Source organism: Haloactinomyces albus (assembly GCF_031458135.1).
GTDB lineage: Bacteria > Actinomycetota > Actinomycetes > Mycobacteriales > Pseudonocardiaceae > Haloactinomyces > Haloactinomyces albus.
Genome location: NZ_JAVDXW010000001.1, coordinates 291,503 through 305,405, shown reverse-complemented (window position 1 = coordinate 305,405; position 13,903 = coordinate 291,503). Strand labels below are relative to the sequence as shown.

Sequence of the window (13,903 nt, the reverse complement as noted above, 5' to 3'; positions counted from 1 at the left end):
CGTACACGGCCATTGTATCTCGGATGGAGCAAGTACGGCTGCCGATGGTGATCCGGCAGGCAGCCACCCACCCACGCAAGCTGTCGGAACCATTCGTCCTGGCGGAGACCGCGTGAGTGTCACGGGGCCCGTCCGAGCAGGGCGAGCAGTCGGCTCTGCATGTCCGCGTTCTCGTCGATCCGCCGGGGCGGGGCGAAAATCCCGAGTCCCTGCAAGGACTCGATGGAGGGGGCGAAGACCTCGTACACCGTCTCCACCAGCTCGGAAGCAAGGGTTTCGTCGGTGTCGATACCTCGGGCGAGGTCCCAGGCGTGCACGGTCAGATCGAGAATCATCTGCCATCCGTAATCCTCGGTCGGAATCGTTCCGCCGGTGACATGAACCTCGCCTCGGATGGCTTCGAGGGCATCCCACGCCGTCCGTGCGGCCGTGCTGGCCTCGGCCCAGGTCGCTTGCGGGTCCGAGCCGAGCTGGTCACCGTCGAAACGGTCGCCGACCTCGTCCAGGGTGGCTCCGCGCAGCAACCACGGCGCCCACAGTTGTTCGCCGACGAGGTGGTTGAGCAGATCACGGACAGTCCATTCCGTGCACGGGGTGGAGTCGTTCCACTGGTTCGCATCGATCTGCCGGACCCGGCTGTCGAATTCCCGCATGGCACTGCGATGGGCGGGCAAGAGATCCATCGACGCTCCCGTCGTGTTCGATTGCTTTGGTAGTTGCGTTCCGTGTTCACAGTATTTCCCAGTGAATACGGATGTGTGCAGCGGATACCCCATTAACTCCAATGTGTGAGTTTGTTGCAGTATGTTTGCTTGAAGGGAATCCGTTGTGTGTTCCCCGTGCCCGACGTCACGACGCACAAGGCGTACCCTCCGCCGAGTTACCGGGCGGTTACCACCGCCATGTGAAACGTACGAGAGGACGTGATCGTGAACACCTCCACGGTTACGGACCAGCCGAAGGGGAAGGGCTTTTTCGGCCATCCTCCGGGGTTGTCCACGCTGTTTTTCACCGAGATGTGGGAGCGCTTCTCCTACTACGGGATGCGCGCCATCCTGGCGCTGTATCTGTACACCGTGGTCACCGAGGGTGGCCTCGGGATGGACAAGCCCACCGCGGTAGCGCTGGTGCTGGCCTACGGCTCTTCGGTGTATCTCACCGGTGTGGTCGGCGGCTGGTTGGCCGACCGGATGCTCGGCTCACAGCGCGCCATCTTCTACGGTGGCGTGCTCATCATGCTCGGGCACATCTGCATGGCGCTGCCCGGTGGGTATGCCTCGCTGGCCCCCGGACTGGGCCTGATCGTGCTCGGCACCGGGCTGCTCAAGCCCAACGTCTCCAACGTCGTCGGTGGCCTCTACAGCGACGAGGACAGCCGCAGGGACGCCGGTTTCTCGATCTTCTACATGGGCATCAACATCGGTGGCTTTGCCGCCCCGCTCATCACCGGCGCGCTCGCCGAGGGACCCGGCTTCCACTGGGGCTTCGGTGCGGCGGCCGTCGGAATGGCCCTCGGCTTGGCGCAGTACGTACTCAGCAATGCCCGTCTGGGCAACGCGGGCAAGCAGCCGGTCAACCCACTGCCGGAGCACCGGAGGGGGACGGTGCTGGTTCGCGTTGCGGTGATCGCAGTCGCCCTGCTGGTCGTGTTCGTCGGAGCAACCGTGCTGTGGGGTGTCGAGGGATTGATCAACACGATCACGACGATCTCGATCATCCTGCCGATCATCTACTTCACGGTGATGTTCCGCTCCGGGCAGATCACCAGGATGGAACGCGATCGGCTGACCGCCTACGTCCCGCTGTTTTTGGCCACGGCCGTGTTCTTCCTGCTCTTCGAGCAACAGGCCGCGACACTGGTGGTGGTCACCGACTTCCAGACGGATACCACGCTGTTCGGTTACAGCTTCCCGGTCGGGTGGTTCCAGTCGATCAATCCGCTGGCCATCATCGTCCTGGCGCCGCTGTTCGCGCTGCTGTGGACCAAGTGGGGCGAGCGCCAGCCCAGCACCCCGATGAAGTTCGTCGGCGGCCTGATCTTCGTCGCCCTCGGCTTTTTGTGGGTCGTCTTCTCCGGGCTGTTCCGCGACGGCGAGGGCCTGATGAATCCACTGATGATCGCCTTCGTGTTCGTGCTGTTCACCATCGGTGAGCTGATGCTCTCCCCGGTCGGGCTGTCGGTGACGACCAAGCTCGCCCCGCGGGCGTTCTCCTCCCAGACGATGGGCCTGTACTTCCTCGCGCCCGCGCTGGGGCAGGGAGTGGCTTCCCAGATCGCCCAGTTGTATTCGCAGGAGAACCAGAACCTGTACTTCGGTGGTGTCGGGCTGGTGACGCTCGTGCTGGCGGGCGTGCTGGCGCTGGGAACCCCCTGGATCAAGAAGTACATGCACGGCGTCGCCTGACTCGTCTGTGCCCGGTGCGTGCATGTCCCCGCTTCGGCAGGCTGCTGTGAAATTCGCCGCCGAAGCGGGGACATGGACGGATGGGCCGTCTCAGCGGGCTGCCGTATCCTGCTGCTCGCCGGGCGTGGTGGGATCGAGTTCCCCGGCCAGATCCTGCAGCAGCTGGGTGAGGCGATCCAGCAGGTTGAGGGTCCGGTGCAGCGAGGTGGGGTCACTGGTCACCGATTCCACGATGTCGCGCAGTGTCTCGGCCTGGTCGCAAGCGGGTTGCAGGGCCGAGCGGAATTCCCGGGACCCCTCATCGGTCAGTGACTCGGCGGCATCGGCCAGCGCCCACAGCAGTTCGGCGAGGCGCTCGCGGGTATCGGCGTCGACCATGTCCACCGTGGTCGGCAACACGGCGGCCAGATTGCGTACGTAGTAGGCGCATCCGCCGAGTATGGTCAGCCACCGGTCGATCCTGCTGCGCTGGGAACGCAACCGGTAGTTGGTCAACGGCCGGGCACCGTTCCGGAGCTGCTGTACGCGGTCGTCGAGGTCTCGCACCGACTCCCGCAGGCTCGTGGCGTCATCCGGGGAAGCGGCCGAGTTACCGGCCGCACGGAGGAGGTCGCGCAGGCTCTTCAGGACGTCCTCGGAGCGGTTCCGGACCACCGAGTGGGTCCGGGTCGGCAGGATGAGCATCGCCGCGAGGACTCCCGCGGCCGCTCCGGCCGCGGTCTCCACAAGCCGGGTCTCCAGCACGGACACATCGAAGATGCCCAGAATGCCGTAGATGATCCCCAGCATCGTGGTGATGAAGAAGGTCAGTACCGCATACGAGTACCCCAGGAAGTAGAAGGCCGCGAAAACGCAGAACAGGACCAGGGCGATCTCCGCGGCGATATTGCCGGTGACCTGACTGGCGACCAGGATCCCCGCCACCACCCCGAGCAGGGTCCCTGCGGTGCGCTGCCAGGCACGCACCAGCAGTTCCCCCCGGCTGTTGGCGCTGACGAACACGACGAACGCGGTGATCACCGCCCAGTACCAGCGGTTCGGGGAGATGAGCTGACCGAGGAAGACGGCCATCCCGGTGGCGCAGGTGACCTGGATGGCCGTTCGTAGCTCGGGACGCCTGAGTCCGGTCTCCTCGGTGGTCCCGGCCTCGCGCTCCTCGGATTCGCGCTCCTCGGGTTCGTCGGTGGGCTCCTCGCCCGGACCGGTCTCGTGGCTGCTCTGGTCGGGTGCGTGACGCTGCGTGCCGAGTTCGGCGGTGGCCGTGGCCAGTTCCGCCAGGCTCGCGCCGAGTCTGCGGATCGTCATCGCGACCTCGGCCGAGCTCTGTTGCTCGACGCGGTCGGCCACGTTGCGACTGGCTTCGCGAATCTCGGAAGGAGCCGCGCGGAGCACATCGAGCAGGGGGCCGAGTGCGCTCGACACAGCAGCCGAGCCACTGGGGTGGTCGATCACCCGCAGCAGCGGCGTGCGGAGATTCTCGGCGGCGAGTTCGACATCGAGAATGCGCCTGCGGATCACCTCGCGGCCGGACTCGTCGAGACTGTCGAGTTGTTGCACGGTGTTTTCCAGCATCAGCGCTGTCTCGTTGAGCCGGATGGAACGGCGGTGCAGCCGCCTGCGGTGCTGTGCCGAATCGGGGCTCCGGGCGACGTCGCGAATGGCGTGCAGCAGACCGTGCACCTGTGCTCGCAACGTGCGCCGCCCTCGGCGCAGGATGCCCTCGGGGTCGTCGCGCAGCACGACGAAACGCAGCACGAGAGCGACCAGCGCTCCGCAGACGGCGGCCACGGCCATGGCGGGAACTTGCGGCAGGCTCGGGCGCAGGAACATCGCGAAGAAGTAGCCGAAAAACCCGACGAATCCCAGGGCGAAGTAGCGCGGGCCGAAACGGCGGATGTAGGTGGCAATGAAGATCACCACGAGGAACAGGAGGATATGCGTGACCGCCAGGGGCGTGGTGACCGTGGCCAGCACCAGGGACAGCGTGGCGGGCAGTGGCATCAGCAGGGTGGTGATCCGTCGCTGCCGGTCGGTGTCGTCGTTGACCGCCACCGACGACTGGATAGCCACCACGGCGCCGATGATCGCCGAGGTCAACGGCTGCCCCCACCAGGCGAGCAGCGGGAACACGATCAGCAGGGTGAGCGCGACCGAGACCGCCACGCGGGTGGCCGTACGCAAGCGGCGCAGTGCCGGATCGGAGGCGACGAAGCGGTTCCACCACTCGCTCCACATCCGCTGGCTGACTCCTCTCGACGACCGGATACCGGTCATCGACGAGCACGCTCGCCGACGAAAGCGAGATTACGCCGCGGTTCGCCGCCCGGCACTGTGCCTATGCCGGGGATCACCGACCGCGATGACGCCGGACGCTTTCCTCGACCAGGTCGAGCACCGGCCCGAGATCGTCGGCGGGCAATCCCATGGCCAGGTGGGAGACGAGTCCTTCGAGGACGAGTTCGAGGTAGGCGGTCAGCACGTCGATATCGACATCATCACGCAGATTGCCCGCACGATACTGCCACTTCAGACGGGCTCTGGTCGCACTGGTGAGCTGCTCGGAACGCTGTGCCCACCGTCTGCGGAAGTCGGCGTCGGTGCGCAGTCGCCGGGACACCTCCAGCCTGGTGCCGAGCCAGTCGGCGCCGGGCACCTGTTCACCACCGCTGTCGGGGTCGGCGAGCAGGTTACGCATGACCTGGACCAGTCCCTGTTCGGCCACGACATCGGCCATCCGCCCGGCGTCGTCCTCGGCCAGGGCGAGAAACAGTGACTCCTTGTCCTTGAAGTGGTGGAAAATCGCACCTCGGGACAGGCTGGTGGCCTCCTCCAGCCTGCGGACGGTGGCACCTTCATAGCCGTGGCGCGCGAAGCAGGCCCGTGCACCGTCCAGGATCTGACGACGCCTGGCTTGGAGATGATCCGGACTCACACGAGGCATACGCTGATCGTCCCAGTTCGGGGGAACTTTTTGCAATCCGTACGTACGGTTTGTTTTTTTGCCCGCGGGGACGAGGAGATCGGTTTTCGCCGGTGAATCGGCTCTTTAGCAGATCGAGTGTGCCGGTGCAAGGGAGTGCGGTACCGGTGCCGTACCGGTAGCGTCGGTGACGAGACCACTACAGGCGGTGATCCCCGTGACCGTGTCGATCGACCCGGACGTCCACGAATTCCCCACATCCCACCTTCGTACCCGCGCGGAGGCCGAAGCCTACGTCGCCTCCGTGTGCTTCAAGCACGGTCCGCCACGATTGCTCGGTATCGAGCTCGAATGGACCGTGCACCATGCCGAGAACCCCCGAAAACCCCTCGATGTCGATGTGCTGACCGACGCCCTCGGTCGGCACGCCCCATCCTCCCTGGCCCCGCAGAGTCCGCACGAGCCGCTGCCGAACGGTTCGATACTCACCATCGAGCCCGGTGGCCAGGTCGAGGTCTCCAGTCTTCCGGCGTCTTCCATGCGTTCGTTGTTCGACGCGGTCGAGGCCGATGCTCGCTATGTCCGAGACCTGTTCGCCGCCGCCGGGTTCGTGCTCGGTGAGCAGGGCACCGACCCCTGGCGGCGCCCGCGGCGGGTACTGCGCGTGCCGCGGTATGCGGCAATGGAAACCGCCTTCGACCGCATCGGTCTCGACGGGCGGCTGATGATGTGCAGCACCGCCGGTATTCAGGTGTGCCTGGATATGGGCGAGGCGCACCGCGTGGCACCGCGCTGGGCGGCGCTGCACGCGCTGGGGCCGGTGATGATGGCGACTTTCGCGAACTCGCCCGCGCTGTTCGGTCGCCGCACCGGATGGGCATCGACCCGGACACGCGCGCTGCTGCGCACCGACCCGCCACGTACCCGGCCGGGGCCGATCACGACCGATCCGGCGGCGAGCTGGGCCAAACGATTGCTGGACACCGCGCTGATGTGTCTGCGGCGCGACGGCGATGACTGGACCGTGCCGAGCGGAATCAGCTTCGCCGAATGGATCGGTGGTGCGCTGCCCGCACCACCGACACGGGATGATCTGGACTACCACCTGAGCACGGTGTTCCCGCCGGTGCGGCCGCGCGGGTACTTCGAGGTGCGCTATCTCGACACCCAGGCGGGCCGGGACTGGATGCTGCCTGCCGCGGCGCTGATCTCACTGTTCCGGGAGGAGTCCACAGTGGACGAGGTGCTGGAGTTGTCCTCGCCTGCCGTCGGACGCTGGATACACGCGGCCCGGGACGGCCTGCGCGATCCCCGACTGGCCCACACGGCTCGAGCGATCTTCGACCTGGCCTGCCGGTGCCTGGACCGGCAGGCCGACACCCCGGACGGAGTGGCCGAACGACTGGCCGCGGCCGTCGAGCAACGACTTTTCGCAGCAGAGCAGCGGTGAATCGGAGGTGGCATCAGTGGCAAGCGAGACGGTCCGTCCGAATCCGGCCGACCTGGGCATCGAGGATCTCCGGACCCACGTGGCGGACGAGATGCAACGCACTCGGGACCGCAGCATCGCACTGACCAGCGCTGTCGACGATGACGAGCTGGTGCGGCAACACTCCCCGTTGATGTCTCCCCTGGTGTGGGACCTGGCGCACGTCGGTAGCCAGGAGGAGATCTGGCTGGTGCGTGACGTCGGCGGCAGACAGGCGGTACGGCCGGATATCGACGACCTCTACGACGCGTTTCAGCATGCGCGAGCCGACCGGCCCGCACTTCCTCTGTTGGGGCCGACCGAGGCCAGAAACTACGTGACGACAGTGCGGGACAAGGTTCTCGACCTGCTGGACCGGTCCCCCCTGGAAGGGCGTCGCCTGGTGGAGCAGGCCTTCGCCTTCGGCATGATCGTGCAGCACGAACAACAGCACGACGAGACCATGCTCGCCACCCACCAGCTCCGCAACGGCGATCCCGTTCTCGACGACGAACCCCCGCCCGCGGCGGTGGACGCGGACTCGTTGCCCGACGAGGTGCTGGTTCCGGGCGGACCGTTCGTCATGGGCACGTCCACGGAACCGTGGGCTCTGGACAACGAGCGCCCCGCGCACGAGGTACACGTGGCGGACTTCCGCATCGACACCACGCCGGTCACCAACGGACAGTTCCTCCGGTTCCTCGACAGCGGCGGATACGACCAGCCCCGGTGGTGGAGTGAGCAGGGCTGGCAGTACCGGCAGCGCGCCGATCTGCGGGCTCCCCTGTTCTGGAAGGACGACGGAGGAACCTGGCTGCGGCGCCGCTTCGGCCACGTCGAGCCGGTGGCCCTGGACGAGCCCGTGGTGCACGTGTGCTTCTACGAAGCTCAGGCCTATGCCAATTGGGCGGGCAAGCGCTTGCCCACCGAGCAGGAATGGGAGAAGGCGGCCCGCTTCGATCCGCGCAGCGGTCGATCCCTGCGCTATCCCTGGGGGCAGGCGGACCCGCAGCAGGGCCGGGCCAACCTCGGTCAGCGGCACCTGCGACCCGCACCGGCGGGGGCGTACCCGACGGGGGCGGCACCGTGTGGTGCTCGCCAACTCATCGGTGATGTCTGGGAGTGGACCGCCTCGGATTTCGCGCCGTACCCGGGTTTTACGGCGTTCCCGTACCGGGAATATTCCGAGGTCTTCTTCGGGGCGAGCCACAAGGTGCTGCGTGGCGGGTCCTTCGGCACGGATGTCGCGGCCTGCCGCGGCACCTTCCGCAACTGGGACTATCCGATCCGGCGCCAGATCTTCGCCGGATTCCGCTGTGCCCGGACACCCGACAGCGACGAGCTGGGCTGAGCGGGCAGCCGATGTGCCGTCATGTGGGTTATCTGGGCCCGCCCGTGACTGTGGACGAACTCTTGCTGCGTCCCGAGCATTCGCTGCGCGAGCAGGCCTGGGCGCCGAACGACATGCGTTCGGGTGGCACGGTGAACGTGGACGGTTTCGGGGTCGGCTGGTACCCGGTCGGCTCGTCCGTGCCGACCAGGTACCGTTCCGCGGACCCGATGTGGACGGATGCGAACTTCGCCGCGCTGGCTTCCACGGTGTCGAGTTCGGCGGTACTGGGTGCGGTGCGGTCGGCGATGGTGGGCACTCCGGTCGTACCGACGGCATGCGCGCCCTTCGGCGACGGAAACTGGCTGTTCAGCCACAACGGACGCGTGTCCGGGTGGCCGGAGTCCCTGGCCGGACTCGCCGGTCGACTCGACGCCGTGGACCTGATGACCTTGGACGCACCGGTGGATTCCGCCGTGGTGTGGGCATTGCTGCGGCATCGTCTCCATCGAGGGGAGCCTGCCGTGGAAGCGGTGTGCGACCTGCTCGGCGAGATCGTGACAGCCGCCCCGGAATCGCGGATGAACCTGCTGCTGACCGACGGTAGCGTCCTGATCGCCACCACCTGGAGCCACTCGCTGTCCGTCCGACGCGAGGCGGATGCCGTGACCGTGGCCTCGGAGCCATTCGGTGACGGCCTGCCCCACGATGATGCCGCCCGGGATCGGCCCCAGCAGGACGAGTCTCAGCAGGACGAACCCCAGCAGGACGAGTCTCAGCAGGACGAACCCCGGCAAGGCGAGCCGAAATGGGAGGCGATCCCGGATCGCCACCTCGTCGTCGCCGATACCAGCCATGTCAGCGTCACCGCACTACCGGAAGCAGGAGCACCATGAGTCAACCCGAACTGATCGTCGGATTCACCGAGGCCGATGCGGACCGCGAGCTGCGTTCCGACGCGCGCGCAGGGCTGAGTGGCACACCGAAGTGGCTGTCGCCGAAATGGTTCTACGATGCCCGTGGCAGCGAACTGTTCGAACGCATCACCGAACTGCCCGAGTACTACCAGACCCGCGCCGAGCACCGGATCCTGCGGCGCAGCGCGATGGAGATCGCCGAGATGACCGAGGTGGGCACGCTCGTCGAGTTGGGGTCCGGGTCCTCGGAGAAGACCAGACTGCTGCTCGATGCCATGCGCAAGAACGAGACACTCGAGCAGTTCATCCCGTGGGACGTGTCCGAGTCGGCGCTGCGCGCCGCCACCGACGCGATCGCCCTGGACTACCCGGAAATCAGGGTGCGCGGTGTGGTCGGCGACTTCACCAGCGGTTTGGCCGGTCTGCCCGCCGGAAGTGACCGCATGGTGGCGTTTCTGGGGGGCACGATCGGCAACCTCCTGCCCGCCGAACGCGCCGAGTTCCTCGACTCCGTGCGTACGGCCCTGCACCCGGGGGAGTGGTTGCTGCTCGGCACCGACCTGGTCAAGGATTCGGATCGCCTGGTGCGCGCTTACGACGATGCTTCCGGAGTGACTGCCGAGTTCAACCGTAATGTGCTGCACGTGCTCAACCGCGAGCTGGGCGCGGACTTCCCGGTGGAGGAGTTCGCCCATGTGGCGCGCTGGAATGCCGAGCAGGAGTGGATCGAGATCCGACTGCGTGCCACGCGCGCCATGCGGGTGTCATTGCGTGAACTGGGCCTGACCGTGGATTTCGCCGAGGGCGAGGAGATCGGCACCGAGATCTCGGCGAAGTTCCGGATCGAGCGGGTCCGCGACGAACTCGACGCCGCCGGCTTCGACCTGCATCGGTGGTGGACCGATGAGGCGGAGGATTTCGTGGTCTCGCTGGCTTCGGTGCGCTGAACTGTTCCGGTGGGGCAGCGCCGCCGCACGGCGCGGTGGCGCCGGTGTGCGGCCGCCGTGCCGTGCGGCGAGGAGCCGACCGTGCCACGAGGACCGTGCAGGATGGACGATCTCTGCTCATGTTCCGACGATGACGTAGGCCACCCCTCCGACGTACAGCACTCCCCAGGCGACCATGAACGCCGGGGGAAAGCGCCCGTAGTACCGTATCGCCAGCAGTGCCAGCAGCCCTCCGATGAGGGCGGCTCCCGCCACGACGGCGGCAGGGCCGCTGAGTTGCCACTGTGTGAACGCCAGCCCGGCGGCCACCGGCAGCATCGACTGGAACACCATCGCTCCGGTGATATTGCCCAGGGCGAGCGTGTCCTTGCCCCGGCTCACCCACAGGAAGCTGTTGATCTTCTCGGGTAGCTCACTGGCCAGCGGCGCGAGGACCAGCGCCAGCAGCAGCGCGGAGATGCCGAGCGTGGTGGCGATGTGCTCGATCTGGACGACGAACAGGTGCGCACCGTAGATGATGAGGCCCAAACCGACGATGACCTGCACGATGATCTGCGGATTGCGGGGCGGGTTCTGCTTGCTCGGGTCGAAGAACAGCGCTTGCATCTCTTCGTCCTCTTGGCTTCCGTGCCCGGCGGTGATGGTCCGCCAGACATAGGTGCCGTAGGCGATGACGAAGACGATGGCCGCGATGATGCTCACCATCCGCGGACCGATCAGGCCGAGCACGAGCGCGATGCCGAGGAAAACGAGGAAGACGGTAAGATCGCGTACCATCGTGGAGACGTTCAGGCTCAGCTTCACGTCCTGATCCCGGCGGTTGCGGAAGCCGATGGCACTCGCGCCGACCAACAGCATCGCCAATGTGCCCAGCAGGAACGGCGCGCCGATGATCGCGCCGATCGCGATGCTGCTGCGCTCGCCACCACCGGTGATGATCGCGATGACGGGTATCGTCGACTCGGGCAGCGCCGTGGCGACCGCGGCCAGGATGCTGCCCACGGCTCCGTGGCCGAGATTGAGCCGCATGCCCGCCCACTCGATGGCGTTGGTGAACACGAAGGCACCCGCGAGCAGCATCGCGAAGCTGACGGCGAGAAGCACGTAGCTCAGTGCCATGCCTGCAAGACTCCTCTGGTGTGTCGGTTCCTCGCCCGGGGCGCCACTGTGGCAATGCCCGGAAACGCAGGGGCACGGAAGTGCCCCTGCCATTTCCGGTACCGGATCTCACTCTGGCAGCTACACCGGTAAGCCGCACTTTCGATGCGCGACGGCTTCGACCGGGCGACGATGGCACCGGGCGATGGCACGGCGTTGCCGGTGCGAGCGGGCCGGGAATGCCATACGGCAGGCACGTCCCCGGTTTTCGGTGGTGGCGTATGAGTGAGGCGATCGTGGTGGGGGCAGGCCCGAACGGGCTGGCCGCTGCCGTCACCCTGGCCAGGCAGGGCTTGTCGGTCACGGTGCTCGAGGCTGCCGAGGAGATCGGCGGTGGGACGGCCACGAGTGAACTGACGGTGCCCGGAGTGCTGCACGATCACTGCTCGGCGGTACACCCGATGGGGGCGGGATCGCCGTTCCTGCGCTCGCTCGACCTGGAGCGATACGGCGCTGAGTGGCTGTGGCCCGAGATCGATGTCGCACACCCGCTGGACTCCGGCAGGGCGGGGGTGCAGGTCCGTTCGGTGGCCGAGACCGCCGACGGCCTCGGTGATGACGGGCCTGCCTGGGATGGGCTGTTCGGCCCGCTCGTTTCCGGGATCGACGGACTGGTCGAGGACCTCCTGCGGCCGGTGACGCATGTGCCCGGCTATCCGGTCCGCCTCGTCCGGTTCGGGCTGCGAGCGGTGCAGCCCGCCTCGGTCATCGCGCGCCGCTGGAAGACCGACGAGGCACGTGCTCTGTTCGCCGGAGTGGCCGCGCATGTGTTCCATCCGCTGACGCGGCCGGTCAGCTCCTCGGTGGGACTGATCATGACCGCGGTCGGACACCGGTTCGGCTGGCCGGTCGTGCGCGGCGGGTCCCGGATGGTCACCGACGCGCTGGCGGCGATGCTCACCGAGACCGGCGGCACCATCGAGACCGGCGTGCGGGTGCGCTCGCTCGACGAGCTTCCCCCGGCGAAGGCGGTGCTGCTCGACCTCACTCCGAGTGCGGCCGCCACGGTGCTGGGGGATCGACTGCCGGGGCATGTCCGGCGGTCCTATGCCCGCTTTCGCCATGCGCCGGGGGCGTTCAAGGTCGATCTTGCCGTGGAAGGCGGTGTGCCGTGGCGAAACGAGGCGTGTCGCAAGGCGGGCACGGTGCACGTCGGTGGCACCTTCGAGGAGGTCGCCGCCGCCGAGCGCGACATCAATCGGGGGCGGATGCCCGAGCGCCCGTTCGTCCTGGTCGCACAGCAGCATCTGGCCGACCCCGGCCGGTCGTCCGGGAGTCTCCATCCGGTGTGGGCCTATGCGCAGGTCCCGAACGGCTACACCGGCGATGCCACGGGTGCTGTGCTCGACCGGATCGAGCGATTCGCCCCCGGGCTGCGGGACAGGGTCGTCGCCTGCTCGGTGCGCTCACCGGCGGACCTGCAGCGTGCCAACCCGAACTACCTCGGAGGCGACATCATCACCGGCGCCAACACGGCACTGCAGGTGGCCATGCGCCCGCGGGTGGCCGTCGACCCGTACAGCACCGGAGTTCCCGGGGTGTTCCTGTGCTCGGCAGCCACCCCTCCGGGGGCCGGTGTCCACGGCATGTGCGGTTTCAATGCCGCACAGTCGGCCCTGCGGTCCCTTGCGCGCAGGCAGCGGTGAGCAGAGCGGTCCCGCGGAAGGGAATCCGTCAGCTCTGAGCGTCGTTCGGAAAGCCACACTCTCGTGCTGCCGCTTGCCGGATCGGCTCGCACCAGGCGGCGGGGGCCGTCCAGACGAAGCTGTGGGGGCCCGGCATGGCGGCGAACCGGCCGTCGGCGGCGAGTCCGGCCAGTCGTCTGGCCCAGGACTCGGTGGAGAGCTTGTCGTGCTCGCCGCGCAGGACCAGGACAGGGCAGCGCACTTCGCCGATGACCTCCTCGAGGCGGTCCCCGAGGTGTGCCGAGATCAGGTGGACGAACTGCCGTACTCCGGCGCGGGCCCATTCCGGTGTGTGCTGCTGTTGCAAGCCGGGCAGCGGGTACTGCGAGTCCTTGTTCCAGAAGAACAGGATCCGTGGCCAGGATCGTGCCTTCGGGTCCACGGTCGGACTGGCCAGTACCAGGACACACACCTGGTGCGGGCGCATCGCCGCGACGTGTGCGGCGACCTGGGTGCTGCTGGAGTTGCCGATCAGCACCACCGGCGGCAGATCGGCGGCGTCGAGCCAGGAGCCGATCGACCGGGCGTATCCGGCAACGTCGAGGGGATGTGTGGCAGGTCCGCTTCCTGCCAAGCCCGGCAGATCGACCAGGTGCGCCTGCGTCCAGCCGGTGTGGGCGTGCACGGCCGGTATCAGGTAATCCGAGACCCCCATGCCCATCAGCGACACCACGGGTGGTGCGTGCTCACGGCGGTGGCCGAGCGTTCTGCTTCGGATACGTCCCTGCGGGGTGGGGACATGGCGCACCAGGTACTCGTCCGGCGGGTCCGTGGACATTGCCGCCATCGGGCCTCCTGCCGTGCACTGCCGCAGCCGCCTCCGACGCCCGGTGGTCACGAGGATGATCGGCACTCGGGGAGGCGGCCGAGACTCACCTCCTTTGTTGAGTTACCCGGGTGGCGGTCCACGAAACCGGCCGGGGCGGGTGGCCGCGGAAGAGCGGGAATGTCTGCCGGGAAAGATGCGTTGCAGCACGCGGATATGATTGCTCCGAGATTGCCGGGCAGCCCGAGCACGGTCGTCGATGCGTCGAACGTCCTGGCCGGGTATGTGTGCGGAGGCCGTTCGCTGT

General features: G+C 67.3%; 11 protein-coding genes. 6 read left to right on the top strand and 5 right to left on the bottom strand.

Annotation, left to right across the window (positions count from 1 at the left end):
• Positions 1 to 119: 119 nt before the first annotated feature.
• A complete protein-coding gene (locus JOF55_RS01445) occupies positions 120 to 683 on the bottom strand; it encodes a TIGR03086 family metal-binding protein (protein WP_310268353.1) in 564 nt (187 codons plus the stop codon).
• 240 nt (positions 684 to 923) lie between these two features.
• Between JOF55_RS01445 and JOF55_RS01440 the strand changes: the two genes are divergently transcribed.
• Positions 924 to 2,405, top strand: coding sequence for a peptide MFS transporter (locus tag JOF55_RS01440; RefSeq protein WP_374727199.1), 1,482 nt, complete (start codon positions 924 to 926; stop codon positions 2,403 to 2,405).
• 90 nt (positions 2,406 to 2,495) lie between these two features.
• Here the strand turns inward: JOF55_RS01440 and JOF55_RS01435 are convergent, their stop codons facing one another.
• Together JOF55_RS01435 and JOF55_RS01430 are read right to left on the bottom strand one after the other, a co-directional pair.
• Positions 2,496 to 4,679 carry an FUSC family protein gene (locus JOF55_RS01435; RefSeq protein WP_310268347.1) on the bottom strand — a complete coding sequence of 728 codons (2,184 nt, stop codon included), beginning with the start codon at positions 4,677 to 4,679 and terminating at the stop codon, positions 2,496 to 2,498.
• 73 nt (positions 4,680 to 4,752) lie between these two features.
• Positions 4,753 to 5,346, bottom strand: a complete 594-nt coding sequence (locus JOF55_RS01430) for a TetR/AcrR family transcriptional regulator (protein ID WP_310268344.1) — start codon at positions 5,344 to 5,346, stop codon at positions 4,753 to 4,755.
• Positions 5,347 to 5,512: 166 nt separating this feature from the next.
• Here JOF55_RS01430 and egtA point away from each other — a divergent pair, with 166 nt between their 5' ends.
• From egtA to egtD, 4 genes are all read left to right on the top strand, one after another.
• On the top strand, positions 5,513 to 6,775 hold the full coding sequence (gene egtA, locus JOF55_RS01425; protein WP_310268341.1) for an ergothioneine biosynthesis glutamate--cysteine ligase EgtA: 1,263 nt from the start codon (positions 5,513 to 5,515) through the stop codon (positions 6,773 to 6,775).
• Between the two features lie 91 nt (positions 6,776 to 6,866).
• Positions 6,867 to 8,144 carry an ergothioneine biosynthesis protein EgtB gene (gene egtB, locus JOF55_RS01420; RefSeq protein WP_374727344.1) on the top strand — a complete coding sequence of 426 codons (1,278 nt, stop codon included), beginning with the start codon at positions 6,867 to 6,869 and terminating at the stop codon, positions 8,142 to 8,144.
• Between the two features lie 11 nt (positions 8,145 to 8,155).
• Positions 8,156 to 9,019: an ergothioneine biosynthesis protein EgtC gene (gene egtC, locus JOF55_RS01415; protein WP_310268335.1), complete on the top strand. Its 864-nt coding sequence runs from the start codon at positions 8,156 to 8,158 to the stop codon at positions 9,017 to 9,019.
• A complete protein-coding gene (gene egtD, locus JOF55_RS01410; RefSeq protein ID WP_310268332.1) occupies positions 9,016 to 9,987 on the top strand; it encodes an L-histidine N(alpha)-methyltransferase in 972 nt (323 codons plus the stop codon). The genes egtC and egtD overlap by 4 nt, the downstream gene beginning before the upstream one ends.
• A 117-nt stretch (positions 9,988 to 10,104) precedes the next feature.
• Here egtD and JOF55_RS01405 read toward each other — a convergent pair whose 3' ends face one another.
• A complete protein-coding gene (locus JOF55_RS01405) occupies positions 10,105 to 11,106 on the bottom strand; it encodes a sodium:calcium antiporter (protein WP_310268330.1) in 1,002 nt (333 codons plus the stop codon).
• 260 nt (positions 11,107 to 11,366) lie between these two features.
• Between JOF55_RS01405 and JOF55_RS01400 the strand changes: the two genes are divergently transcribed.
• Positions 11,367 to 12,791 (top strand): phytoene desaturase family protein, encoded by a 1,425-nt coding sequence (locus JOF55_RS01400; RefSeq protein WP_310268327.1) that lies wholly within the window; start codon positions 11,367 to 11,369, stop codon positions 12,789 to 12,791.
• Positions 12,792 to 12,819: 28 nt separating this feature from the next.
• Here the strand turns inward: JOF55_RS01400 and JOF55_RS01395 are convergent, their stop codons facing one another.
• Positions 12,820 to 13,617: an alpha/beta fold hydrolase gene (locus tag JOF55_RS01395; RefSeq protein ID WP_310268326.1), complete on the bottom strand. Its 798-nt coding sequence runs from the start codon at positions 13,615 to 13,617 to the stop codon at positions 12,820 to 12,822.
• Between the last annotated feature and the right edge of the window lie 286 nt (positions 13,618 to 13,903).

Coding starts and splice junctions, on each gene's coding strand:
- egtB (WP_374727344.1), top strand. CDS start 6,867: ATGCAACGCACTCGGGACCGCAGCATCGCACTGACCAGCGCTGTCGAC.
- JOF55_RS01405 (WP_310268330.1), bottom strand. CDS start 11,106: ATGGCACTGAGCTACGTGCTTCTCGCCGTCAGCTTCGCGATGCTGCTC.
- egtD (WP_310268332.1), top strand. CDS start 9,016: ATGAGTCAACCCGAACTGATCGTCGGATTCACCGAGGCCGATGCGGAC.
- egtC (WP_310268335.1), top strand. CDS start 8,156: ATGTGCCGTCATGTGGGTTATCTGGGCCCGCCCGTGACTGTGGACGAA.
- JOF55_RS01435 (WP_310268347.1), bottom strand. CDS start 4,679: ATGACCGGTATCCGGTCGTCGAGAGGAGTCAGCCAGCGGATGTGGAGC.
- JOF55_RS01395 (WP_310268326.1), bottom strand. CDS start 13,617: ATGGCGGCAATGTCCACGGACCCGCCGGACGAGTACCTGGTGCGCCAT.
- JOF55_RS01400 (WP_310268327.1), top strand. CDS start 11,367: ATGAGTGAGGCGATCGTGGTGGGGGCAGGCCCGAACGGGCTGGCCGCT.
- JOF55_RS01445 (WP_310268353.1), bottom strand. CDS start 683: ATGGATCTCTTGCCCGCCCATCGCAGTGCCATGCGGGAATTCGACAGC.
- JOF55_RS01430 (WP_310268344.1), bottom strand. CDS start 5,346: ATGCCTCGTGTGAGTCCGGATCATCTCCAAGCCAGGCGTCGTCAGATC.